The sequence below is a fragment of the Corynebacterium tuingiense genome, assembly GCF_046718165.1.
In the GTDB taxonomy this organism is placed as follows: domain Bacteria; phylum Actinomycetota; class Actinomycetes; order Mycobacteriales; family Mycobacteriaceae; genus Corynebacterium.
The window spans coordinates 394,571-418,647 of record NZ_CP177101.1 but is presented as its reverse complement, the minus strand read 5'-3'; the positions used below and the strand labels follow the sequence as shown (position 1 = coordinate 418,647).

Below are 24,077 nucleotides of genomic sequence, written 5' to 3'. Positions count from 1 at the left end.
CTATCCACGTCGCAGCACAGATTTCACCTGCCCCGATGCGTCATTGACACGCGTTGGGGCAGCACCATTTTGGCCGCTTCTGCCACCACGGCGCCACGTTCCAGCAGCTGCTTGCCGATGCCCCACCGCATCGCCGTCCCTTCCCCCATGCTGCTCATTTTTGGCCTGTTGGACGGCCTTGGCCGTGGACTTTTCTAGCTCGTCTTGGGCCTTCGCCAGGCTTTTTTCAAACTCCAACATGCGTCGCGCGGTGCGCTCGCGAAACCCCTGCGCGAATTCTGCAAAATCGTTATTCATTACCACTGCCCTGCCTTTCGTGCAGTCACGGATGGTTCATCTGAGCTTGGCTCTGGTGCAGGCTCAGGGGCCGGAGCAGGTGCCGGGGCTGGGGCCTGTGGCTGTGCAGGTTCCGGTGCAGGCGCTGGTGCAGGCTCAGGTTGAGGTTGCGGCTCTGGCGAAGGTGCTCCAGCTCCAGCGGCTTCCGCTGCCTGCAGGTGCTGCACCTTTTCTGGAGGCGGGGCCGGCTCTTCCACCTGAGAAAGCTCCGGAGGTGGCTCAATTGTTCCGTCTTCCGGGCAGGGTTCAGGCGCGGGCTCGGGCTGCGGCTCAGGTTCTGGGCACGGCTCCGGCTCCGGTTCCGGTTCTGGTTCTGGTTCTGGTTCAGGGCAAGGTTCTGGTTCAGGCTCCGGTGCGGGCTCGGGTTCCGGCTCAGGCGCAGGTTCCGGTTCAGGCTCTGGGCAATCTGCATCGGCGATATTTTCCAGGCACTCCGCAGCGCCTTCAATGATGAGGCCTACACCTACCAAAGCGATTCCTGCACCGACGATTCCCAAGCTGCCGCTGCAGGAGGACTCGATGTCACAGGCCGCATCTTCTTCTACACCAGCCGGTGTTGTTGGTTCCTCTTCGCACTCAGAATCTTCCGGTACAGGCTCAGGTACTGGGTCCTGTTCAGACTGCGGTGCGGGTTGTTGCTGTTCCGGTGGGCAGTCTTGTGGTTTGGGTTCCGGCTCAGGATCCGGGTCCGGATCCGCGTGCGCCGGGGTGGTAGTGGACTCATTGTGCTGAGGCTCCACGTTTGTGGAACCGCGGCACTGTTGGCACTGGCACCCGGAAGGGTGCTGCTCAGGTGTGGGTTCAGGCACTGGCTTTGGCGCCGGGCCTGGCTTTGATTCCGGTTGTGGCTGCGGCTGTGGCTGCGGTGCCGGTTTCGGATCTGGCGTTGACTCCGGTTTCGGATCTGGCATCGGTTCCGGCTTGGGTGGGCACTCAGCGGTTGATGCGGGTTGCGTCGGCTGCGCTGGCTGTGGCGGATTGGGGGCGGTATCGCCCGCGCCATCGGGCATAGGAGAAGTGGGCGCTGGAGTATCTGGACACTTCTTCACCGGTGGTGGGCAGGAATCCTCCTCGGCTTCTGCCGGCTCGGGGCATTCCTCCGGCAAAGGGCGCTCGCAGACGCATTCGCAGCGGGATTCAAACTCGTCGTAACAGGATTCAATGGCATCATCGCGATCCCGGCACGTGCTAGCGATGGAGTCATTGGTGTCATCGATGATCTTCGCCCCGATGCTGGAGACGATGGGAATAATGAACTTGGCCAGCGGGTGCCTGGTAGCCACCATGGACAAGATATTGAGCAGGGGGATTACCGCAGAAATCAGCTCGGTTAGTGCGGTATCGGAGGTATCGACGACATCGGAAATAGCGCCCGAGCATTGCTTGGCAGAATCAGTAAGCTGCTTGCCTTCATCGCGGTGGATATCAAAATCTTTTTGAATGCCCGTCAGGTGCTCACGCAAGGTGCCGTTGGCAACATTGGAGTCATCCGTGCGCAAAAAATCCGCAAGTCCCTGCCCACCACCGTGCGGGAGATTTCCTCCCACCGCGGAGATGGTATGGCGCAGTATGTTTTGTGGGGCGATTCCATCTACTGCACTGATGAGCTCGCCCAGAAGCCCCAATGGCATGCTGGGGCCAGAGTAACTTCCCAGGCAGGCCAATTGAAACTGCGAAATGGCGGCGGAATAATCCCCTAAAAGCGATTTAGTCAGCGTACTCACTAGTTCACGGCCTTTCCGCTTTCTCCTGCAAAGGAGCGGCTAAAGTCGGCATCGTACGCGGCGAATGCGCGCATCTGATCGTGCGCAGCCTGGCCTGTGGCAGAGATATTGTCTAAGCGCCACGTTCCATTGTCATGGATGCGCGCGAGGATGCTGCGTATGCGTTCCCCGTGCCCGGAGAAATTTCGCCCAGCCGCAGCGATAGGAAAGTCTGGAACGTCGGCCCGGTGGGCTTGGCGTTGTTCATCGTTGGCGCTTATAGCTTGTTGTAGTGCTGACATCGCCTCTGCGGGGCGAAGAAAAACCTCAGACATCGGTATAAATCCCCAAATCCATATGCGGTAAGTGTGCTCACCTTCATTGGACTGGGGTTTATACCAAATGGTTCCCAGTACTTCTTATTTTTCCTGCCTATACCGAGGCGACGACGGCAGAAAGCCTGCCTGCCACCTTGCGGGCGTGTTCCTCTTCGGCCGCTTCCACCATGACGCGGAAAAGCTCTTCGGTGCCCGAGGGGCGCAGTAGGACGCGGCCGGTTTCCCCGAGCTCTTCTTCCGCCTCCACAATGGCTTGCTTGACCTCGGTAGAATCCATGATCGCGGCCTTATTGGATACCGGAACGTTGATGAGCACCTGCGGCAATACGGTCATCACGGACGCCAATTCCTTCAGGCTTTTCCCGGATTTAGCCATGCGCGCCATGATGGAAAGGCCAGTGAGGGTGCCATCACCGGTAGTGGAGTCATCCGGAAGCACTACGTGCCCAGATTGCTCGCCGCCTAGGGAGAAATCGCCGCGATGGAGTTCTTCGAGCACATAGCGATCACCCACCGCCGCATGGCGGACCTCAATGCCTTGTTCTTCCATGGCGAGCGTCAGGCCCAGGTTGGACATGACCGTGGCTACGAGCGTATTAAAACGCAGGTCATTATCCTCCTTCATCCCTACCGCGAGCAGCGCCATGATCTGATCGCCATCGACCACATTGCCTTCAGCATCCACGGCGAGGCAGCGGTCCGCGTCGCCATCGTGGGCAAGACCCAAATCGGCGCCGTGCTCGAGCACCGCTGCCTGGGCTTTTTCAATATGGGTAGAACCACAGTTTTCATTGATATTAAAGGCATTGGGGCGGTGGTAGATCGGGATAACTTCAGCGCCTGCTGCTTCATAGGCGCTCGGAGCGACTTTCGATGCTGCACCATTAGCCGTATCCACGACCACCTTTATGCCGCTTAAATCTGCGGTTACGACATCCTTCAGGTGTTCTAGATAGCGCTCACGCGCATCGGGCGCCTCCGAGATAATGCGGCCGAGCTTGGTGCCCGTTGGGCCTTGTTCTACGAGGTTATCCATCGCGGCCTGAATCTCATCTTCTACGCTATCTGGCAATTTCTTGCCGCCGGCGGAGAAGAATTTAATGCCATTATCTGGCATCGGGTTATGGGAGGCAGAGATCATCACGCCGAGATCTGCACCATAATCATCGGTCAAAAAGGCGATAGCCGGGGTAGGAAGCACCCCCACGCGCACAACGTCCACGCCGCGGGACGCCAAGCCGGCGGCGATAGCGGCATCGAGCATTTCTCCGGATACACGGGGGTCACGGCCGATGATTGCCAATGGGCGGCGCTCATAAGATTCGCGCTGCGCAGTAAAGACCTCTGCAGCGGCTTGTCCCAGCGTCAACGCCAAAATGGGAGTCAGCTTTTTATTCGCGAGGCCGCGGACTCCATCGGTTCCAAATAGTCGAGTCATGCACACAATTATGCCCTGTAGGTCCCAACCGTTGCATACTTGGGCATCGGAAAGCAGGCCAGTTGGGTAACCAACATCACGAAAAATGTCCTTGCAATGAGAAACAAAATTTACTTTAAGTCGTACTTTTCGGCATTCATATGAAATTATTAACTAGGTTATACTTCACTCTTTTGCCTTAGAGAGGATCAACGATGAACGAACCTAGATCTTCAGGTGACAAGTCACCTGAAACTACCTCGCAGAAGGCACGGTCAGCCATTGCGAAAGCCGCTTCTGGGGAACGCGCTATTCATCCAGCCCTCATTCCCGGAGTAAGTGTTGAAAATACCCGCGCAAATTTTAAGACCAATAAAACCGTCTTTGCGGTGGCCTTGGCATCAACAGTTGGCATTATTCTGTGGGCCATCATCGCCCCAGATAATCTGGCCAACACCGGAAGCACCATGCGGGCGTGGGTCGTCCAAAACTTTGGCTGGCTATTCACGATCATCATGATTGCCACCACAGCATTCCTGCTAACAATCGCAATCGCCCCGACTGGAAAAATTAAGCTCGGTGCCGATGATTCCAAACCCGATTTCTCCCGGAACGCGTGGATCGCCATGCTCTTTGCCGCCGGTATGGGAATCGGCTTGATCTTTTACGGCCCAATGGAGCCGCTTGCGCTATTCTTGACTCCCCCGCCGTATCTCTCCAACGTCGAATCCGGCAGCCAAGAGGCCATCCTTCCGGCCTTTGCCCAGGCGGTTCTTCACCATGCTACGTTGCCGTGGATGATCTTTGCGCTGGTTGGCGGTGCGCTTGCCTATGCCGCTTACCGCCGCGGCCGTATCCCGCTTATTTCCTCGCTATTTGAGCCCGGACCTGACCCCCAGATGGTGGACACCTTGAAACCAGCATCTCGCTGGGAAGTGAGGTACCTTTCCACCATGCCACGCAAGACCTACACCGAGCAGTTCAAGCGCGACGCAGTCTCGTTGTACGAGTCGACCCCCGGAGCAACGCTCAACGCGATCGCCTCCGATCTCGGGGTCAACCGCAACTCCCTGCGCACCTGGCTCGACGCCTTCGGCACCGGCACCAAAACCAACGCCAACGGTGAAAAAGTCGCCAGCCCCATTGCCGCAGCCAACAGCGCACGCACGCCTGCTGAAGGACTCTCCGACGCCGAACGCATCCGCGTGCTGGAACGCGAAAACGCCAAGCTCCGGGAGGAACGAGAGATCCTCCGCAAGGCGGCCAAATATTTCGCGGAAGAGACGAACTGGTGAACCGCTTCCGGTTCGTTGATGACAACCGAGGCCTCTACGAGGTCAAGCGGTTATGTGAGGTTTTGAAGATCAACCGGTCCTCGTATTACAAATGGAAATCAGCTGCTCCTGCCCGCCGGCGACGCGTCCTTGACGACGCGGTGCTGGGAGCGAGGATCAAGGCCGTGTTCACGGCCGAGAACGGTTGTTACGGGGCGAAACGCGTGACGGCGGCCATCAATTCCGATCCAGCCAACGACGACCTTTTCAATCACAAGCGCACCGCCAGGTTGATGCGCCAGATGGGCCTGTTCGGCTACACCAAAAAACGCCGGGTGAAGACCACCGTGTCTGCGAAACGGGCTCCGAAGTTGCCCGACCTGCTGAAACGCCGGTTCACCGCGGAGAAACCGAACACCATCTACGTCGGCGATATCACGTACCTGCCGATCGCGGACGGGTCGAATATGTACCTGGCCACCGTCATCGACTGCTATTCGCGGCAGTTGACCGGTTTCGCGATCGCCGACCACATGCGCACGGAGTTGGTCGAAGAAGCTCTCACAATGGCCCACGGGGTCCGAGGCAACCTTGACGGGGCGATTTTCCACTCCGACCATGGCAGCGTCTATACCTCTGGGCAATACCGGAAGCTGTGTGAACGATTCGGTGTCACCCAGTCGATGGGAGCAATCGGGACGAGCGCGGACAACTCGTTGGCGGAGTCGTTCAACGCCACGCTGAAACGGGAAGTCCTCCAGGACGAGTCCGTTTTCCCAAGCCAGCTCGTATGTCGTCGGGACGTGTTCCGGTGGTGCACGCACTACAACACCAAGCGCTTGCACTCGTGGTGCGGCTATCGCTCGCCGAACGCCTTCGAAGCCGCCGGATCAGCTACACTTACTATCGCATCTTGATTAAATCCCCGTGTCCACTTTCCGGGGTTCGGGCCCCACAAACCATCAGACACTCTCCGCGCACGCCGCATATGAACGATGTAAGCAACTCAAGGGGGATCAAGCTAACTTTGCGCAGGTGAGGCGTGCCGACACATGGCACAGCACTGTTCACAGCCACCAATATTTTATCGACTGTAATGACTACGAACTACAAGTTCATGAGAAGCTTGCCGGGGGTAGTCAGGAAGAAAAATCGCGCCATGTCGTTACCGGAATGTTTAAAACGCACTACGCTCAATTGGTGTACGACCCGTTTGACTACCTAGACCGTTGGGAGGCAGGTAAACCATGAACGAGCAGCAGAAGCGACACTATCGTGCGCGTATGGCGGTTGCACAAACATTCCGTTCTTTCCTAAATGAGGATGGTGAGCGTGCCCGCCTAATGGAACGTCTCGGTGTTGAGACCATGCCGGTTATTGTTCCCGCATTAGGCGATACCTTAGCGTCCAATATTCGAGAAACGGCTAGCCGTCACTTTAAAGCGGGTGCCGAACACGTAGTTGTTCCGGTTTGTTTGCCAGTTCGTGACCCTGATGGCATTAAGCTTTGTGTGCTAATTGTCTCAACGCATGATTCCAAGACGTTCTGGCAACTAGATATGAATGAACTTCATGACAGTGTTGAAATGGCACAAGTTGTTGAGGCGCTGGATGCTACCAAGAAATGGGAAGTTGAAGAACTTGACTCCCGGCAGCAGCAAGAATTGAAAGACTTAGCGGCTTTTGGTTAGCCGAATAGTAAGACAAAACCACCGCCCCGGCACTCACACCTAGAGTGCCGGGGCGGTGGTCCATTCCGAGTAGCTAGTTACCCAGCTAGCTACTCTGAAATTCCTAAAAATGTCCGCATCCCCTTTTGCTACTTAACCCCTACTTAACCCTAAAACGACAAAGCCGCCGCCTCCCAGAATGGGAAGCAGCGGCAGTGTATGGCGCTTGCGCGCGCAGTAGAAGCGAGATTAACGCTTGGAGTACTGCGGTGCGCGACGTGCCTTGTGCAGACCAGCCTTCTTACGCTCAACTGCACGAGCGTCACGGGTGAGCAAACCAGCCTTCTTCAAGGTGGAGCGATCAGCCGGGTTGTAGATGTTGAGTGCACGAGCGATAGCCAGGCGCAGGGCGCCGGACTGACCGGTCGGGCCACCGCCGTTAACGGTGACCTTCAGGTCAAACTGGTTCTCGCGGTCCAGCAGGGTCAGCGGGGTGAGGATGTCCTGCTGGTGCAGCTTGTTCGGGAAGTACTCACCGAACTCGCGGCCGTTAACCACGATCTGACCGGAGCCAGCAACGAGGCGAACGCGAGCGACGGCGCGCTTACGGCGACCGACGGTCTGAATTGGGCCCTCGTGGACCGGAGCGGCGGTCTCAACCTCTGCCTCGGTCTCAGCGTTGGCGCTAGCCAACGAATCACCGATGGTGTTGGTGAACTCTTCGGTAGCGGCGCTTGCTGCAGCGATGTCAGCAGCCTCGGCTACATTGTTGTCGATGTTCTGCTCAGCCATTACTGTGCCACCTGCTTAAACTCGAAGGTTTCCGGCTTCTGACCGGCGTACGGGTGCTCATCGTCTACGAAGACGTGCAGCTTCTTGATGGAAGCGCGGGAGAGCTTGTTGTGCGGCATCATGCCGGCAACAGATTCTTCGATAACGCGGACCGGGTTGGCGTCCAAAGACTGACCCAGGGTCATGGACTTCAGGCCGCCCGGGTAACCGGAGTGGCGGTAGCGCAATTCGCGGTCGCGCTTGTTGGAAGAAACGTGAATCTTATCAGCGTTGATGATGATGACGTGGTCACCGGTGTCAACGTTGGGTGCGAACTGTGGCTTGTGCTTGCCGCGCAGCAGGTCTGCCACGGTGGAAGCAAGCTTGCCCAGCACCACATCAGTAGCATCGATGACGTACCACTTGCGGGTGATGTCACCGCTCTTTGGGTGGAAAGTAGACAAAATGACTCCTTGAAAGTCTGTCTCGGAACTGCCGGCCAGCGCTAAGCATCCATTCGCTTCCCAACAGCGGCCGGTGGAGACCTGCGGGAAGCGCTTCGCCAGCTGCTTGCCGGCGAGCGAACACATAGGGCTACGATTTTAGCTGCTACCGGCAGAAAAGACCAAAACGCCGAAACCGGCACCTTCTCAGGAAGAAAAGGCACCGGTAAAAGCGGTTCTATGTGGCAGTTTTTGCGGTTAGCGTCTGTCATTAGCGCTAAGGGACGACGGCTGCGTTCGCCTCCTGCCGTATGGATACTGGCACAGGCACCGCCCGTCCCCTTCCTACTTCGCCTGAGGAAGCACGCTAAATAGATACTGCCAACAGTGCTTTAGCCCCAGCTAGCGGCGGCGCGACGGTTGACATCGCTCATGGCATCATTGCCCTGAGACACAGTCTTGGAGATGGTTGCCAGCACGGTATTGAGTTCTTGTGCTGCCTTATCCCACTTGGCCTGCGCCTGATTATAAGCCACTGCGGATTCTCCTTCCCACGTGCTCACCATGGGTTGGAGACGGGATTTGAGGTCGGCCAAGGTGCTGTTGATACGGCCGGAAGTGGCGTTGATATCAGCTGCGGCAGAAGAGATAGCGCCGAATTGGTACTTGATTTCGGACATGTGGAAAATACTTCCTTTCGAAGTTGCTGGTGGAAATGGCTGGGTTACAGGGCGAGGCCGCCGCCAACGTTGGAGAAGGCCTGGGTGTTTTCGGCTTCGACGTTGTCAAAGTTGTGAGCATTGCTGCGGATGTTTTCAGAAATTGACGTCAATGCCTCGCGCAGTTGCTGCGCGGAGGTGTTGTAGCGCTGCATCAAATTATCGAATGAAACCTGCGCCTGGCCGGCCCAGCTGCCGCGGACAGAATCCACTACTCCCTGTAGGCGGGTGAGCTCGCCTTGGACTTCGTCATTGGTGTTATCGACGCGGCCGGCAGTGGAGACCATGACATCGGCTTGTGTCTTAAAAGTCTGAGACATAACAGTGCGCCCCTCCTTAGGGCGGGAAGAGATGTTGAGTGTGTTTTCCCCCGAAAAAGCTTCTGCGCTTTCTCACCGTTATTGGACTGAACTAGGACCCATATGGTTCCCGGGAAGCTAAAAACTTTTCTGCTTATTTCTTGCTCAGGGATTCGGTGGCCATCCGGCAGGCGGCTTTTTGCACGGCATTGGCACCATGCCGGGTATGGCATCCCACTGACATGTGGTGCCCGGTATCTTCCCACACGGTCCATTCCACCACTGAGCCATCGCCGGGGTCTTCTATATAGTGCAAACGCCCTGCATCTTCAGATACATCACGCAGTTCCGGATCCTTATCCACCTGCGCTTTGATTTCCTCAAAGAGAGCCCTGGCCGGCACATTAAAGAGTGAATCCGCCGCTAGGAGAATCCTTAAATCAGGGTCTTCTCCTGTGGCGGTAACCAGTCCTTCCTCCACAGTGGCCTGAAATCCGGTGGGAAGGACGACGGAGAGCCCTTCAATATCCAGGCGTTTTTCGCCTGGGTTGAGCGCGTCATCGCTATTCGTACCGTCGTCGCCATCGCTGCTACCGCCACCGGAATCTTCCGTCGGCACGGCATCGGTGGCGCTTGCAGCGGTGGTGCCGGCCGCCTCGTTATCCTGGTCATTGGACGCATTCGCGCCCATGGCCCACCACGAGGCACCGACGACGGCGAGGATCACCACGACGATGGCAACGTGGAACATATCGATGGCCCCAATCCACCCGCGAAGCCTATCGGCCCACCGCGTGCCAGTCCGCTTCCCCTCGTCCGCTCGCGCGCCAATTCCAGTTCCTGCTTCCAACCCCGCTTCTGCGGGTTCCATGGGCTCATCCATCTGCACGGTCGGTGTGGATTCTGGGACGTTTGCAGGCAGTGTCGATGCCGATGCCAGCGCTGTTTCCCGCTCCTTTGCCTCGCCCGCAAGCGAGTCAGTGTCCCGTTCCAGAATCGGTTCCGGTGCGGGCGCTTGTTCCTGTTGCCGCACGCGAGCACCGGCTATATCGAGCTGGCGCTGCACAATGGTAACGGCCTCGTGAGAGATGGCGGTGCCGGAGGGATCCGCGATGACGGATACGTCCACGTCCGGCCAGGCGGATCCAGCGATCTTCGCGATCTGGTCCATGACGTGGCCTAAGGCTTTGCCTTCTACGATGCCGGTTCCGGCTAGATCGTAGCGGTACACGGTTTCTGGGCCTTCAAAGATGGTGGCCGCATCCATAACGGTCACCGTAATCATTGCCGGCAGCGCGGAGATAGGCGTTTCTGTAGACATTTATTCTTCCCCTCCCCCATAGACCACCTGGGCAATTCCCAGGTTTTCGCCACGAATGCTCCACTGCCCGCGCCCGGGCGGCTGGTGGCTGGGCTTGAGGCCGAAGATGGTGCCTTCGTCGCGGTCGGCATCGAAAAGCAGAAATGCTGGCTGCAGATCGCGTACCGCGGAAAAGAATTGGCCAAAGAGCGCTCGGCCGATACCGCCGGATTTTCGGGCGATGACCATGTGCAAACCGATGTCCCGCGCGTGCGGCAGGAGATCGATTAAGGGTGCAAGGGCGATATCGCTGACCAAATCTGCATCATCAATCACCACGTAAATATCTGGCCCGTCCCACCAATCGCGGGCGGCAAGTTGCTCTGGGGTGATATCCGGCCCCGGCAGGCGTTGTTCCAGCGTGCGCACGGTATTAACTATTGCCTCTTGGGCACTGGATTGCGTCGCGGCATACTCCGCCACCATGTCCTGTTCCAATGTGCCCAGGTGAGCGCGGCGCTGATCGATGACCACCATACGCGCCGCCTCGCGCGACAGGCCGCTAATCCCACGCATTATCTGTGCCAAGAAGTTGGACTTGCCGCAGCCTTGGGCGCCGATGGCTACCAAGTGTGGTTCGCGCTCCGGGTTCCACGCCAAGGTGGAAAGGTCGCGCCCGCCAATTCCCCACGGGATGCCACCAGTGGGTGCTTCACCTTGGACGGCGAGCGCGTCTGGGGTCAATACCGCAGGCAACATCTTCAGCCGCGGGGCGGGAACGGCATTAGCATGCACGCGGCAGATATGGGCAATATCTTGATTCGACGTATGCGCGAGCAACATATTTTCGCCTGCCTGTGTCAGCCCCATGCCTGGGGCGCTGGGCAGTTTTTGTTGCAGCTTGCGGTCAATGAGGGAATCGAGCGCCTCACCCAAGCGCAGCTCGAGGCGGTGGGCGATGAGATCCCTAATTGCCGGGCGCATCGTGGTCCAGCGAGAGGTCGCAATAACGACGTGAACATTGGCGGAGGCACCGTCTGCAACGATATCCGTAATGGATTCAGCTAAATCCTCAAACTCCGCATTGGACGGTCCAATGTGGTGCCAGCCGTCGATAATCAAGAAGGTCTCGCGCGATTCCGGCCGGCGGATAAACCCGGCAACCTCATCGACGATGCGGCGGATCTTTTCGCCTTCTTCGCGCCCGGCTACCCCGGCAACGTGCGGTAGCCGGTCCAGGGCGGCTAGCTGCCCACCGCCCAAGTCGATGACATAAAAGCGAATATCTTCCGGCCGCCGGTTGAGCGCCAGGGACGAGACTATCGTGCGCAGCGCGCCCGACTTGCCGGATTGCGGTCCCCCGCACAGTGCAAGGTGGCCGCCGTGTTGGTGAAAGTCGATGACTAATTGGTCTTGGCGCTGGTAGTAAGGCCTATCGATAATCCCAATCGGCGCGGACAGTTCCGCTGCGGTGGACTCCGCGCCCTCCCTATCGAGGGACGAAAGCTCGATGACCGGTGGCAGCGGTGGCAACCAAATGCGGTGGGCCTCCTGGCCACGCGCGGCGGCTTCCTCGCCGGCGGCGCGAACCAACTCGGTAAGCATCGATGTAGATTCGTCCATCACCACCGTGGGCGAATTCTGTGCAGCGGCATCGTCCTGCGCCCAGCCTGTAAAAAGCTCCACCCGGCGCGGCGGGCCCGCGGGGTTGCCGTCCTGGCCCGTGGCCGCGGGCATCCCCGTGCTAGTCGCAGCCCGGCGCGCGAGCGGCCCTGATACGTAGGAGGCCTGAAACCGGGTGAGATCCTCGGCATCGGATTTCAGGTAGCCGGCGCCGGGTTGGCCGGGAAGGTGGTAGGCATCGGTCACGCCAAGGACCTGGCGGGATTCGGCAGAGGAAAAGGTTTTAAGACCGATTCTGTAGGACAAGTGGGAGTCCAGTCCCCGCAAGCGCCCTTCCTCCAGCCTTTGGGAGGCCAAAAGCAGGTGCACGTGGAGGCTGCGCCCCAAGCGCCCCACGGCAACGAAGAGCTCGGCGAAGTCCGGGTGCTGGCCCAAGAGCTCGGAAAATTCGTCCACGACGATGATCAGCGCCGGCAAGGGTCCGTAGTCCCGCACGGCATCCGCAGAGGCGTTGTACTCGCCTACATTGGCAAAGTTTCCCGCGGTGCGCAGGAGTTCTTGGCGGCGGTTCATCTCCCCGGAAATGGCGTCATACATGCGCTCTACCAGGGTGGATTCCTCTTCAAGGTTGGTAATGACCGCGGAGGTATGCGGCAGGCGATCACAGCCTAAAAACGTTGCACCACCCTTGAAGTCCACCAACACCAGGTTGAGTTCATCCGGGCTATGCGTGGCGGCAAGCGCGGTGACCAAGGTGCGCAGGAGCTCAGATTTACCGCTGCCCGTTGCCCCGATGCATAGGCCGTGCGGCCCCATTCCGCCGTGCGCGGATTCTTTGAGATCCACGGTCACCGGCTGTCCGATGGAATCGATGCCGATGGGCACCATGAGCCGCGAGGCACCATCGCGCCCGTGCCACATGCCGCTGGCGACCAATTCGTCCACGCCACTGTAACCGAGCAGCCCCAGCAAATCATTGCCCCGGCGCCCAGAGGTGCTATCGGGGCGGCGAAAGACCGCCATTCGGCGGGCCATAATCGTGGCCGCGGCAGTGCCCAAACTATCGGGTGTGCCCAGTTCTTCCACGCCCGCGGCCGTGACCGCCTGCAGGGTATCCGCCGCGACGAGGCACAGGCCTTCTTGTTCCGCGCGCAGGCTCAACGCAGACGACGGCGCACCACCTAGCTCAATGACGGTGGTATAAGAATCGCCGTGGAAGAAGTCTTCGGTGCCGGTGGTCAGGAGGGCATCGACAAGCACAATGCGAAACCGCGCCTTGTCCGGCTCCCGGGTGTGCGGCAGCCATTTTAACCACTCCCACTCGCCGCCGATGGCCTCGATACCGATGGTTTCGGGACCGTGTGCTAGGGCTAACTGCATGACGAGGGCGCGCACCGTATCGCGGGCATTATCGCCGGTAAAGGATAAAAACCTAAAGGCCTGCAATTGGATGACCACCGGGAGATCCGGAACGGTGCCCACCGCCTTGATGGCCTGGCGCATGCTCACCGCACAGACCGGGTCCAGGTCCTCGGTCGCACCAGAATCAGGCACGTTGATGGGCGTGCACAACGTGGTGGGCCCAGTGCCCACGCGCACCTCCAAGGCATCCGGATCATCAGGCCCGCGCTCCCACATGCGCCGCGATCCCACCAGCGGTTCCAGTCCCGCCGGATCCGGGTGTCGATACAACTCGTGCACACGCTGCGCACTGGCATTATCCAGGGCCTTTTCCCGCAGCGCCTTAATGTGGCGCAAGTAAGTCCGCCGGGTTTCATCCGGGTCCTGCCCGCTATTTTGTGGCCCAAACATCATGGCCATGCTGGCCAGCATCATGAGTGGAAACATCAGGGATACCGGGCTGATATGCCGCGAGTCGCCCGCGCCCAGCACCATCAGCACCACCATGCCCAGCATGGCGGCGATCATCACGATGGGCAGCAGCAAGCGTACCAAGGGCACCGGCTGTGGGCGCACCGCTTCCGGCACTTCCTCTGCCTCGATGGTGCCGGTGGGAAGCGGCGGTGGTGCGTCCCTGAGCGGCACGGTCAATGGTTCCACGATGTGGGTTTCCCCGATCCTAAGCATGGGTAAAATCCTCCCCCGATCCACGCGCTTAGCGCTCTTGGCCCCCTGCCAAGATTCCCCGCGCTGCGGTGGACACGACGCCACCAGTAAGCCACAATATGTGGCATTGGGCAAGGGGGACGCCCATAATCAAGAGACAATTCGGGGGAATTATGACCGCTCCAACGGCGCATCACCTGCGCCTTACCATCCGCATCCACGCAGATTCCTTCCACAAGGAAGCAGACGTGGCATTGCCGTTAAGCTCCAGCCTCGGCGAGCTCATGGCAGAACTTACTGACCTTGTCGATGCACCCGCGATCGACTCACCCTGGCGCGCCAGTACGGCCTCTGGGCGCACCATCGACCTCACCGCACCGCTTGCCGCCACGCCGCTTGCGGAGGGCTCCATCCTGGTGCTCGCCCCGCGCGAGGAGCGCCCCGCGCCCGTAATCCGCGACGCCGCCGAATCCCTCGCCGCCCAGAGCCACGACGACACCACCTCCGCCATTCCCATCGTCTGGGCGTGGGCTGGGCTTGCCGCGGCCTTCGCCGTCGCGTGGGTACTCTCACTTCCGGCGGTGGCCTGCGCCGGGCTCGCCATCGCGGCCTTCGTGCTCGCCCTGTGGACGCGGGCGCTATCGCTTGTCATGCTCACCCTAGCGGCAGGGGCGGCGAGCGGTTGGGCGCTTATTTCGCCCGCGCTTGCCGATGCCCCCTATGCCGCCCTCACCACCAGCGCCACCCTGCTCGCGGCGTTATTAGCCTGCCACCTCACCCGGTTAAGCACGGTACGCATGACCTCCGGCGCGCTCACCATCGCCGGGCTAGTGCTCATTGCGTCCGTGAGCTACCTGCTTCCTGGACTGAGTGGCAATTCGGGCATCGGCACGAGCCACGGCACCGCCGCGGCCGCGGGCATCATTATCGCGGGAGTCATTTTGCTTGCCACCGCTCCCGCGCTGACCATCGCCACCGCGGGGCTCAAGGTGCCGCAATTGCCCACTGCGGGCCAAGACCTCGCCGTCTCGGATGAGCGCCAGCCCGATGTGGACGATCGCGCCATCCGCGCCGGGTATGCCTACGAGGGCATCTGCTGCGGAATCGCGCTTTGCCTCATACCGGCCCTCATCGCGCTTAGTTTCACCGGCACCGGCACCCTCGTGGCCACGGACGGGACCGTGGGCGAGGCGGGATCCGCCGCTACCATCGGTTCTCGCATCGCCGTGCTTTTCGGAACCGGTTTAACCGGGCTCGGCTTCGTCCAAGCACTCTGCGTCTCTGTTGCCGGAACGGTGGTCATGCACGCCGCGCGTCACGGGCGCGTGCTTGCCAGCTGGGCGCTCATGCTCGTCGCCATGGTTGCCTGCCTCACCGCCTGCCTGTGCGCCGTGCATGCGATTGCCGCGGACGGGCTTGCCGGCGCTTGGGCGCCGACGGTGGTCGCCGCTCTCCTGCTTGCCGCGATGCTAAGCGCCCCACTGTGGACGGCCAAAATGAGCGAGGTGGAGCCAACGACCATCGCCTGGTTTGAACGCCTCGAGTCCCTCACCATCGCCGCCTGCCTGCCGCTTGCCGCGCACCTCGCCGGGATCTTCGAGCTCATTCGGGGGCTGGGATAATGCACCACACCCGCTCGCGTTATTCTTCCGCACAGCCTGGTTTCAACGGCAGTTCAAGGCTTGCTGCTTGTGTCCTCACCGCGTGTGTCCTCGCCGGTACCGGCGGCTTCATCACAGCAGCTCCCACCGCTCCCATCGCGAGCGCGCGGGAACCGGACCGGGAATGCGCCACCGCGCATCCTTCTCCCCTAGCGCCAGAACCTTCCGCAGACCAGCGCGCCTACCGCTCCCAGCTGCATTCCTTTGCCACTGGCGAGGGCATAAAGGTAGCCGTCATCGATACCGGCGTTGCCCACCACGATCAGTTGCCAAATCTCACCGCAGGCGCGGACCTGGTCACTCCGGAAGAACCGGATCCGCACCGGGATTGCGACCTGCACGGCACCGTTGTAGCCGGCATCATTGCTGGGCACGATATTGGCATCGCCCCGCGCGCTGAGATCCGCGCCATCCGCCAAACCAGCGCGCATTATCGCCACTACGATGGCACGGCCGGTGAGTCCGACGAGGACAGCACCACCGGCTCGCTCGACACATTGGCCCGCGCCATCGATCATGCCGTGGAGGACAACGCCCGGGTGATCAATATTTCCGTCGTGTCCTGCGTTCCAGAAAAGACTGCGCAGCGCATCGATAGCTCCCGCTTGGATGAGGCGCTCGGCCACGCAGAAGATGCCGGCGCGGTAGTCATCGCAGCCTCCGGCAATATTTCCTCCGGCACCTGTGAAGAAGGCGATCACGTCTTTCCCGCTGATTCACCAACCGTTTTATCCGTTAGCGCCCAAGAGGATGCCCACGCACTCGCCGAGTACTCCCTCACGCCTGCCGATGGCCCACAATTATCCGCCCACGGCTTCGTCCCTTTAGCGCTTAATCCCGCCGGTGGCTGGGCGGACGGGAAGAACCAACAGGATTCCCTGGCACAGTTCCATGGCACCTCGTTCGCGGCACCGGTAGTCAGCGGCACCGCCGCCCTATTAGCCGAGCGCTACCCAGACGCCAGCGCCGCCGATATACGTCAACGGCTGCTTTCCGCCGGCGAGCCCGGCAACGGTTTCATCGATCCGCTCGCCGCCCTGACGCATATCGATGGCGAGTACGCCGCACCCGCGCGCGATCTGACCATCCAGCCCGCCAAAGACGAACGCTCCCCGGCTGCGAGCCGAACCGGCTGGGTGCTCGGCGGGTTAGTCCTGCTGCTAACCGGCCTGGCGATTGCTCGCGGGCTACGCCGAGCCAAGTCGGCCTAGGGGCTGACCTGCAGGGCTTCGTCCCGGTCCAAGCGCGAGGCCTCTGGCAAAAGCCGGATGATTTCCCACGGAACCTCCGCCCCAATACCGGTGCCGAGGGCCTCTAAGAGTTCCTTATTGTCCACCGCATGGCGCTGCCCCGTAGGCGAGACAACGTGGTAGCCATGCCCGGTATCCACACCAACTCCTCCTGCCGATAGCCCGCCAAAACGATCCGCTATACCCTCTCCGGCGAGCGCTACCGTCCCGGGGTTCTCAGTCACCAGCGCTGCCCCACCATCGCTATCAGCGCACATCCAGCCCTCATCTGGGCCAACGAAGTCGAAGGTGGTGGCGGGCAGGCGGAAGTTTAAGGGGGCATCGGCAAGCGCGCCTACCTCTTGCGGTGAGGCTTCTTTGCGCGTCGCACCGTAGCTAACCAACATGTCTGCCTGGGTGGCGGAAAGCTCGGCGACGCCGTCGTCCGTTTGGGCCCACTGGCCCTGCCCGGTGTCCATGATGTCCGGCAGCGGATCGGGAAACGTCAACGGCGGCTGCTCCGCAAAGGCATTGAGCAACTCCGCGGGAACGGGCCAGGCATGGGTGCTCCCGTCGATGCCAATCCCGCGGCGGATGACCCGGCCCTCCGTGCTCTGCGCATCGGGCAAGCGCACGCGCCCGTCCGCGGTGAGCAGCCACTGCGTGCCATCCGTTTCTGCGAGCGCGGCGCGCTCCTCCCCAAAGCCCTCCTGCGGCGGATCCGCCACCACGATGACCTCTTCTTGGGCCACCTGTTGGCCATCGATGCTGGTGGGATTATCCGCGGGCTGCTCATCGTGGCCGGCAAGGCACGCCGCCCACGAGCGCTGCGGTGTCTCGCCCGGTGCGGCCAAATAGCCGGGCGCATCCGAAATCCCCACGGGCGTGCCCAACGAGGCCTCGCGCAAATGCTCGTCCCCAATGGTCTGCGCCTCGGCCGCCTCGCCGGCGATGATCCGCGCGGAAGAGAGGTTGTAAACGGGGTGGTACTTATCGTTGACGTCCACGAAAAGCTGCCCCTGTTCCGAGCGGACGATGGGCGCATCCCCTGGTTGCGGGCTCGGCTGCAACCAGGCCAAAAGGCCAGAACCGACCGCCAAAAAGGCCACGCCTACTCCGCCGAACATCATCGCCTTGCGGCGGCGGGCCAGCGGATCGTGGATCATGCGGGTATCCCCCAACACGAGCCCGTGTTCCACGCGGCGGCGTAAAAATTTATGGCCCGAGACTTGGGCCTTGGTCGTTGGCAATGGACGTGCCATGAATTTCCCCCCGAAAATTCCCCGAAAGTCTAAATAAACCCAGACCTCAGGCTAGCGCAGGTGCCACACCCCTGCCACTTGGTAGCGTGTATTCACAAGGTCGTGCGCTTTTCCCGCGTCACATCAGCCCGCGCGGACATGTCGCCCGGCTCCGGGTAATCCACCTGCACTAAGGACAAGCCCTTCGCCGGCGCCACGGGAATGCGGGAAGAGCGCTTGGTTTCCTGCAGCAATGCCGCGACAAAGTCGACGTCCCTGCGGCCTTCCCCAACACTTAAGCAACAACCAACCAATGAGCGCACCATCGACCAGCAGAAGGCGTCCGCGGTCACTCGGGCCTCAAAGAGCTGCGGTTCCTCCGGCGTCGAGACATCCTGCCAGCTAAATTCCTGTAATTCGCGAATGGTGGTGGCATTCGGCTTGGCCTTACAAAAGGCCGCAAAATCGTGCAGGCCCACCAGCGCAGTCGCCGCATCCTGCATGGCATCGATATCTACCGGTTTGAACCATTCGGCCGTATCGCGCGCCCGCGTCGGCAGCGCGCCCCGAGGGCAATTGGTTATCCGGTACACATAATGCCTGCGCAGCGCGGAAAATCGGGCATCAAAACCTTCTGGCGCGAAATCGCAGCCGTGCACCCGGACGTCTTCCGGCAACAGCTTGGCAAGCCTGCGCACTAACGTGCCCGGATCGCCTGCCACCGACCGTTGCTCCAGCATCTCCTGCGGTACGTCCACGTGCGCCACCTGCCCGCGGGCATGGACACCCGCGTCCGTACGGCCAGCCACCGTCAGCGGAACCTCCGTGCGAGCGATCATGGCCAGCTGCTCCTCGAGCACACCTTGGACGGTGCGCAGTCCGCCCTTTTGCTTGGCCCACCCGTGAAAATCCGTGCCGTCATAGGCCAGGTCTAACCGGAGCCGAACGAATCCTTCCGCCGGCCCCTCATCTGCGATCGGTGCTGCTTCAGTCATGGTGGCCCTTATGCTACCGGAGGCGGCGGCGGGTTCCCGAAATGTGCAACCTCTCCTGCTACACCTCCCCTGTTCGTTTTGAGCAGAAAATGCAATATCTGAGGGCCGTATTTGCTCAGTTATCGCAGTGGAGGATGCGCATGGGAGGTTGAGCGTTGGACGTTGGGTGGCCTGCTGCATGGCGAAGCCGCGCGATGGAGTCGGGCGATGGAGCCGCACGACGGAGCGGGACCGGGTATATGAGGTTGCAAGTTCAAAACGACAAAAGCCGCCTTCCCGTGTCTCTTCGTAAAGAGAATGGGAAGGCGGCGATTGGGCGCTACTGCTGCGAGTAGGCGGTGCAATCCACGCGCGGCGTTAGGGCCGGAGTGAATTCAGCAGCCAGGAGAAATTACTTCTCCTCGGACTCCTCAGCAGCGGTGTCCTCGGCCGGAGCCTCGGTCTCTGCAGCCTCGTCTGCCTGAGCCTCTTCAGCCTCAGCGGCCTTGGAAGCGGCAGCGCGGGTAGCGCGGTTAGCCTCGGAGGTCACGGTCTCCTCAAGAACGAGGGAGATCTGGGACATCGGGGCGTTGTCACCGGTGCGGTTGTCCAGCTTGATGGTGCGGGTGTAGCCACCCTCACGGTTCTCAAAATTCGGTGCAACCTCGTCGAACAGGTGGGAAACAACATCCTTACGCGGGATGAGCTTCAGCACTGCGCGGCGGTCAGCGATTGTGCCGGACTTAGCCTTGGTGATGATCTTTTCGACGTACGGGCGAAGAACCTTCGCCTTGGCATCGGTGGTCTTGATGGCGCCGTGCTCGATCAGGCTAGCTGCCAAGTTGCTCAGCATATGAGCTTGCTGCTTGGCGGAGCCACCGAGACGGGCACCCTTCTTCGGGGTAGGCATTGTTTACTCCTCGTGTGCGGTAAAAGTTGAGCGCGCGGCAACGAGTGCCGCAGTTCAGGGTGATTCTTTACTCGGAATCGTCCGCAGCCGGATCCTTGAAGTCACCGGTTTCTGCGTCGTAGCCCTCGAGCTGGGTGGGGTCGAAGTCCTCAGGGGTGTCCTTCAGAGCAAGGCCCAAGTTAGCCAGCTTGATCTTAACCTCATTAATCGACTTCTGACCGAAGTTGCGGATATCCAGCAGGTCGGACTCGGTGCATTCTGCAAGCTCGCCGACGGTGTGGATTTCCTGACGCTTCAGGCAGTTGTAGGAGCGAACGGAGAAGTTCAAGTCCTCGATAGGCATGCCGTAGGCGGCGATGTACTCGGTCTCCTGCGGGGAGGGACCAATCTCGATGCCTTCGGCTGCGTTGTTCAGCTCGCGTGCCAGGCCGAAGAGTTCGACCAAGGTGCCGCCGGCGGAAGCCAGGGCGTCGCGGGCGGAAATCGAGTTCTTGGTTTCGACGTCGATGGTCAGCTTGTCAAAGTCGGTGCGCTGCTCAACACGAGTAGCTTCGACCTTGTAGGAGACCTTCAGCACTGGGGAGTAAATCTGGTCGATTGGAATACGGCCAATTTCCCCAGAGGTTGCGGCAGCCGGGACGTAGCCACGGCCGCGCTCGACGACGAGCTCAATGTCCAGCTTAGCGGTGTCATTCAGCGAAGCGATGTGCAGATCCGGGTTGTGGATCTCCACGCCAGCCGGCGGCTGGATATCGCCCGCGGTGACATCACCAGGGCCTTCCTTGCTCAGGTACATAACCACCGGCTCATCGGAGTCGGAGGACAGGACCATGCTCTTGATGTTCAAGATGATCTCGGAAACGTCTTCCTTCACACCGTTGATGGTGGTGAACTCGTGGAGCACACCATCAATCTTGATGGAGGTTACCGCTGCGCCTGGGATGGACGACAGCAGGGTGCGACGCAGCGAGTTACCGAGGGTATAGCCAAAGCCCGGCTCGAGCGGTTCGATGACGAACTTGGAACGAGACGAGTCGATGAATTCCTCGGTGAGCTGAGGACGCTGGGAAATGAGCATTGCAATTCTCCTTTTCGGCGACCGCTATTTGACGCCGGTAGAGGGGGTAAAAATCTTGAGGTTGAAGATTCCTGATGGACCGCGTGGCCTTGAAGGGCCGTGCGGTATAACAGTTTACTTCGAGTAAAGCTCGACGATGAGCTGCTCTTGCAGCGGAATGTCGATCTGAGCGCGCTCGGGCAACTGGTGCACGAGGATGCGCAGCGTATCAGGAACGACCTGCAACCATGCCGGTACGTTGGCATCGATAAGAGCGTCCTGAGCGTCTTCGAACCATTCCATCTTCTGGGAACGCGGGCGGACATCGATGATGTCGTACTGCGTAACCCGGTAGGACGGGATGTTGATGTTCTTGCCGTTCACGGTGAAGTGACCGTGGGAAACGAGCTGGCGAGCCTGGCGGCGGGTGCGTGCCAGACCTGCGCGGTAAACTACGTTGTCCAGGCGGGTTTCCAGAAGGATGACTAGGTTGTCACCAGTCTTGCCTGGGAGGCGGTTAGCCTCGGTGTAGTAGCGGCGGAACTGACGCTCCAGCACACCGTAGGTGTACTTTGCCTTCTGCTTCTCCTGGAGCTGCAGCAGGTACTCAGATTCCTTGATGCGGTTGCGGCCAGCCTGTCCCGGAGGGTACGGGCGGCGCTCGAATGCCATGTCTCCGCCGACCAAGTCGACGCGAAGACGGCGGGATACGCGGGTAGCGGGGCCAGTGTAACGAGCCATTTTCTTACCTCTTTCCTTCCCTTAAACCTTGCGACGCTTGGTCGGACGGCAGCCGTTGTGTGGCTGTGGAGTTGCATCCGTGATCGAGGAAACCTCGAGGCCTGCAGCCTGCAGGGAACGGATGGCGGTCTCGCGGCCGGAGCCCGGACCCTTAACGAATACGTCAACCTTCTTCATGCCGTGGTCCATTGCCTTGCGTGCGGCGCTTTCAGCGGCCATCTGCGCAGCGAACGGAGTGGACTTACGGGAACCCTTGAAGCCAACGTGGCCAGAGGATGCCCAGGAGATAACAGCACCGGTCTGATCGGTGATCGAGACGATGGTGTTGTTGAAGGTGGACTTGATGTATGCGTGGCCCAGAGCCACATTCTTCTTGACGACGCGACGGCCGGAACGGCGTGCGCCGGAACGAGTCTTTGGAGGCATGAACTACTTCTTCTTTCCTGCGATCGTCTTCTTCGGGCCCTTACGAGTACGCGCGTTGGTCTTCGTACGCTGACCGCGTACCGGCAGACCGCGACGGTGGCGCAGACCCTTGTAGCTTCCGATTTCAATCTTGCGACGAATATCAGCCTGAACCTGGCGGCGGAGGTCACCCTCTACCTTCCAGGAGCCTTCAATTGCGTCACGCAGTGCCGAAACCTGTTCATCTTCCAGGTTGTCGGTGCGCAGGTCAGGAGAAATGCCAGTCTTTTCTAGCAATTCCTTGGCACGGGTTGGACCGATGCCGTAGATGTAGGTGAGAGCGACCTCCATACGCTTATTGCGTGGGAGGTCAACACCAGCTAGACGTGCCATAAGGCGTGTCCTTTCGGGTTGTTACGGCGGTTTTCTCCCCATCCGTCCCGCTCCACGCAACGCTTCGCCCGGACCGTGCCGGGAATCCTTGGGTTGCTTACCAGTGCGGGCTCAGGCCACCGTAGCCTGAGGTGTACAGGACAAAGCCATGCTTCGCCCTTGGGTGAGGAGGCTGACTGTGTTTACTTGTAGCGGTAGACGATGCGTCCGCGGGTCAGGTCATAAGGAGACAGCTCTACGACGACGCGATCCTCCGGGAGGATGCGGATGTAGTGCTGACGCATCTTACCGGAAATGTGTGCAAGAACCTTGTGCCCATTGTCGAGCTCGACACGGAACATTGCGTTTGGCAGAGGCTCGACGATGCGACCCTCTACCTCAATTGCGCCTTCCTTAGCCATAACCTCTACTTTTCTGGCGACAGACAAGTACCTGTCACCTGCATGTTTGTTGTCTACTGCGGTGGTGCAAGCCAACCAGACCTACTGGCGCTATACACCGTCAAACCAGCATACGCTGCAGCGACACGATTTCCAAACCGTACGCACTTTTATAAATCCTTAACCGGCGGAGGAAAACTAAAGATACCCTCGCGCTCAGTTCCAGATTCCAGAACCAAGCGCGAGGGCGAGGCGCGTTAACGCGGTGAGCTACACCGAATTAGTAGATGTAAACCTTGTCACCAATCTGGACATCGTTCCAGTAGCGAACTGCTGCATCGTACGGCAGATGGACGCAACCGTTGGAGTCAACGTTTGTGTTGTCCAAGTGGAAAGCGTGGCCGTTGTTGGTGAAGTAGATGGAGTACGGCATCGGCGCGTTGTTGAACTCGCGGGAGATCTCGTCCTTCACCTTGCGATTAACGTGGAAGGTGCCGCGCGGGGTTTCCTCACCCACCATGCCAGCGGACATGGACGGGGAAATGTAGGAAACCTCGCCGCCTTCCTGCAACCAGGTGCGGCGGCCATCAAGGTCGACGCAAATCTTGGCGTCTGCTGGGCAGGAGCCACGGTCGAATTCGTTAGCGCGGCGCTGCTCCTCCGCACGGCGCGCCGCTTCTTCAGCCTTCGCCTTTTCTTCCGCAACCTGCTGTGCGTGTGCGCGCTCAGCATCCTCGCGAGCCTGGCGTGCTTCCTCGTTCTTCTGCGCTACTAGGCCCGGGAAAAGGAATTCCAGTGCGCTGTCCACTGCGGACTGTACATTCGGCGCCAGTTCTGGGGCGTACTTCTCAGCCTGATCCAGGATGTCAGTGCGGGTCTGCCATGCCTGGTCACGGGTCTGGCCCTGGAAGTTATCAACTTGCTGCTGGGCCTGCGCGGTGAGCTGATCAAGATTAGGAAGTTGCTGAGCAGAAGCTGCCGGGGCACCGGCAATGGTGCTCAATGCCATGACACCAGCCACTGCTGGTGCAGCAACGGTGGCACTTAACTTGCGGAGGCTGAATTTAGACATAGTGGTGAGTATAAACCTTTCAGGGGATTATCGCCTAGTTTAAGAGGCGATTTT

At 60.0% G+C, this 24,077-nt stretch carries 23 protein-coding genes and 1 pseudogene; 5 read left to right on the top strand and 19 right to left on the bottom strand.

The window, feature by feature from the left end:
- The 4 genes from ACLI1T_RS02080 to glmM form a co-directional block, all read right to left on the bottom strand.
- Complete coding sequence (locus ACLI1T_RS02080) at positions 1 to 297, bottom strand: hypothetical protein (RefSeq protein WP_411702900.1); 297 nt, start codon at positions 295 to 297, stop codon at positions 1 to 3.
- Positions 297 to 2,060: a hypothetical protein gene (locus ACLI1T_RS02075; RefSeq protein ID WP_411702899.1), complete on the bottom strand. Its 1,764-nt coding sequence runs from the start codon at positions 2,058 to 2,060 to the stop codon at positions 297 to 299. Before ACLI1T_RS02075 ends, ACLI1T_RS02080 begins: the two co-directional genes overlap by 1 nt.
- A complete protein-coding gene (locus tag ACLI1T_RS02070) occupies positions 2,060 to 2,374 on the bottom strand; it encodes a hypothetical protein (RefSeq protein WP_411702898.1) in 315 nt (104 codons plus the stop codon). The genes ACLI1T_RS02075 and ACLI1T_RS02070 overlap by 1 nt, the downstream gene beginning before the upstream one ends.
- 97 nt (positions 2,375 to 2,471) lie before the next feature.
- Positions 2,472 to 3,815, bottom strand: coding sequence for a phosphoglucosamine mutase (gene glmM, locus ACLI1T_RS02065; RefSeq protein WP_411702897.1), 1,344 nt, complete (start codon positions 3,813 to 3,815; stop codon positions 2,472 to 2,474).
- A 194-nt stretch (positions 3,816 to 4,009) separates the two neighbouring features.
- Here glmM and ACLI1T_RS02060 point away from each other — a divergent pair.
- The 3 genes and pseudogenes from ACLI1T_RS02060 to ACLI1T_RS02050 all read left to right on the top strand — a co-directional run.
- Positions 4,010 to 4,666, top strand: a pseudogene (locus tag ACLI1T_RS02060) (BCCT family transporter); the annotation flags it as partial.
- Positions 4,667 to 4,747: 81 nt separating this feature from the next.
- Positions 4,748 to 5,985 (top strand): IS3 family transposase gene (locus tag ACLI1T_RS02055; RefSeq protein WP_284853453.1). Its coding sequence is split into 2 segments (ribosomal slippage): positions 4,748 to 5,075 and positions 5,075 to 5,985, totalling 1,239 coding nucleotides; the frame shifts between segments, so codons are not numbered across the junction.
- Between the two features lie 330 nt (positions 5,986 to 6,315).
- A complete protein-coding gene (locus tag ACLI1T_RS02050; RefSeq protein ID WP_411702896.1) occupies positions 6,316 to 6,759 on the top strand; it encodes a hypothetical protein in 444 nt (147 codons plus the stop codon).
- A 228-nt stretch (positions 6,760 to 6,987) separates the two neighbouring features.
- Here the strand turns inward: ACLI1T_RS02050 and rpsI are convergent, their stop codons facing one another.
- The 6 genes from rpsI to eccCa all read right to left on the bottom strand — a co-directional run bounded on the left by rpsI (position 6,988) and on the right by eccCa (position 13,981).
- Positions 6,988 to 7,530: a 30S ribosomal protein S9 gene (gene rpsI, locus ACLI1T_RS02045; RefSeq protein ID WP_411702895.1), complete on the bottom strand. Its 543-nt coding sequence runs from the start codon at positions 7,528 to 7,530 to the stop codon at positions 6,988 to 6,990.
- On the bottom strand, positions 7,530 to 7,973 hold the full coding sequence (gene rplM / locus ACLI1T_RS02040) for a 50S ribosomal protein L13 (protein WP_411702894.1): 444 nt from the start codon (positions 7,971 to 7,973) through the stop codon (positions 7,530 to 7,532). Before rplM ends, rpsI begins: the two co-directional genes overlap by 1 nt.
- A gap of 371 nt (positions 7,974 to 8,344) precedes the next feature.
- Complete coding sequence (locus ACLI1T_RS02035; RefSeq protein WP_005277116.1) at positions 8,345 to 8,632, bottom strand: WXG100 family type VII secretion target; 288 nt, start codon at positions 8,630 to 8,632, stop codon at positions 8,345 to 8,347.
- Between the two features lie 44 nt (positions 8,633 to 8,676).
- Positions 8,677 to 8,991, bottom strand: coding sequence for a WXG100 family type VII secretion target (locus ACLI1T_RS02030; RefSeq protein ID WP_005277114.1), 315 nt, complete (start codon positions 8,989 to 8,991; stop codon positions 8,677 to 8,679).
- A gap of 133 nt (positions 8,992 to 9,124) precedes the next feature.
- Positions 9,125 to 10,291, bottom strand: coding sequence for a type VII secretion-associated protein (locus tag ACLI1T_RS02025; RefSeq protein ID WP_411702893.1), 1,167 nt, complete (start codon positions 10,289 to 10,291; stop codon positions 9,125 to 9,127).
- A complete protein-coding gene (gene eccCa, locus ACLI1T_RS02020; protein WP_411702892.1) occupies positions 10,292 to 13,981 on the bottom strand; it encodes a type VII secretion protein EccCa in 3,690 nt (1,229 codons plus the stop codon).
- Positions 13,982 to 14,133: 152 nt separating this feature from the next.
- Between eccCa and ACLI1T_RS02015 the strand changes: the two genes are divergently transcribed.
- Both ACLI1T_RS02015 and ACLI1T_RS02010 read left to right on the top strand, forming a co-directional pair.
- Complete coding sequence (locus ACLI1T_RS02015) at positions 14,134 to 15,582, top strand: type VII secretion integral membrane protein EccD (RefSeq protein WP_411702891.1); 1,449 nt, start codon at positions 14,134 to 14,136, stop codon at positions 15,580 to 15,582.
- Complete coding sequence (locus tag ACLI1T_RS02010) at positions 15,582 to 16,832, top strand: S8 family serine peptidase (protein WP_411702890.1); 1,251 nt, start codon at positions 15,582 to 15,584, stop codon at positions 16,830 to 16,832. The genes ACLI1T_RS02015 and ACLI1T_RS02010 overlap by 1 nt, the downstream gene beginning before the upstream one ends.
- Here the strand turns inward: ACLI1T_RS02010 and eccB are convergent.
- The 9 genes from eccB to ACLI1T_RS01965 all read right to left on the bottom strand — a co-directional run bounded on the left by eccB (position 16,829) and on the right by ACLI1T_RS01965 (position 24,023).
- Positions 16,829 to 18,112 (bottom strand): type VII secretion protein EccB, encoded by a 1,284-nt coding sequence (eccB, locus tag ACLI1T_RS02005; RefSeq protein ID WP_411702889.1) that lies wholly within the window; start codon positions 18,110 to 18,112, stop codon positions 16,829 to 16,831. The two genes, ACLI1T_RS02010 and eccB, sit on opposite strands and share 4 nt — an antisense overlap.
- Positions 18,113 to 18,204: 92 nt before the next feature.
- Positions 18,205 to 19,086, bottom strand: a complete 882-nt coding sequence (truA, locus tag ACLI1T_RS02000) for a tRNA pseudouridine(38-40) synthase TruA (protein ID WP_411702888.1) — start codon at positions 19,084 to 19,086, stop codon at positions 18,205 to 18,207.
- 391 nt (positions 19,087 to 19,477) lie between these two features.
- Positions 19,478 to 19,975 (bottom strand): 50S ribosomal protein L17, encoded by a 498-nt coding sequence (gene rplQ / locus ACLI1T_RS01995; protein ID WP_023025214.1) that lies wholly within the window; start codon positions 19,973 to 19,975, stop codon positions 19,478 to 19,480.
- 67 nt (positions 19,976 to 20,042) lie between these two features.
- Positions 20,043 to 21,053: a DNA-directed RNA polymerase subunit alpha gene (locus ACLI1T_RS01990; protein WP_005277080.1), complete on the bottom strand. Its 1,011-nt coding sequence runs from the start codon at positions 21,051 to 21,053 to the stop codon at positions 20,043 to 20,045.
- A gap of 114 nt (positions 21,054 to 21,167) precedes the next feature.
- Positions 21,168 to 21,773 carry a 30S ribosomal protein S4 gene (rpsD, locus tag ACLI1T_RS01985; protein WP_023016758.1) on the bottom strand — a complete coding sequence of 202 codons (606 nt, stop codon included), beginning with the start codon at positions 21,771 to 21,773 and terminating at the stop codon, positions 21,168 to 21,170.
- 21 nt (positions 21,774 to 21,794) lie between these two features.
- Positions 21,795 to 22,199 (bottom strand): 30S ribosomal protein S11, encoded by a 405-nt coding sequence (gene rpsK / locus ACLI1T_RS01980; protein WP_005277076.1) that lies wholly within the window; start codon positions 22,197 to 22,199, stop codon positions 21,795 to 21,797.
- A gap of 3 nt (positions 22,200 to 22,202) precedes the next feature.
- Positions 22,203 to 22,571, bottom strand: coding sequence for a 30S ribosomal protein S13 (gene rpsM / locus ACLI1T_RS01975; RefSeq protein ID WP_005281309.1), 369 nt, complete (start codon positions 22,569 to 22,571; stop codon positions 22,203 to 22,205).
- Between the two features lie 182 nt (positions 22,572 to 22,753).
- Positions 22,754 to 22,972: a translation initiation factor IF-1 gene (infA, locus tag ACLI1T_RS01970; RefSeq protein ID WP_003854422.1), complete on the bottom strand. Its 219-nt coding sequence runs from the start codon at positions 22,970 to 22,972 to the stop codon at positions 22,754 to 22,756.
- A gap of 259 nt (positions 22,973 to 23,231) precedes the next feature.
- Positions 23,232 to 24,023 carry a L,D-transpeptidase gene (locus tag ACLI1T_RS01965; protein ID WP_349862024.1) on the bottom strand — a complete coding sequence of 264 codons (792 nt, stop codon included), beginning with the start codon at positions 24,021 to 24,023 and terminating at the stop codon, positions 23,232 to 23,234.
- Positions 24,024 to 24,077: the final 54 nt, after the last annotated feature.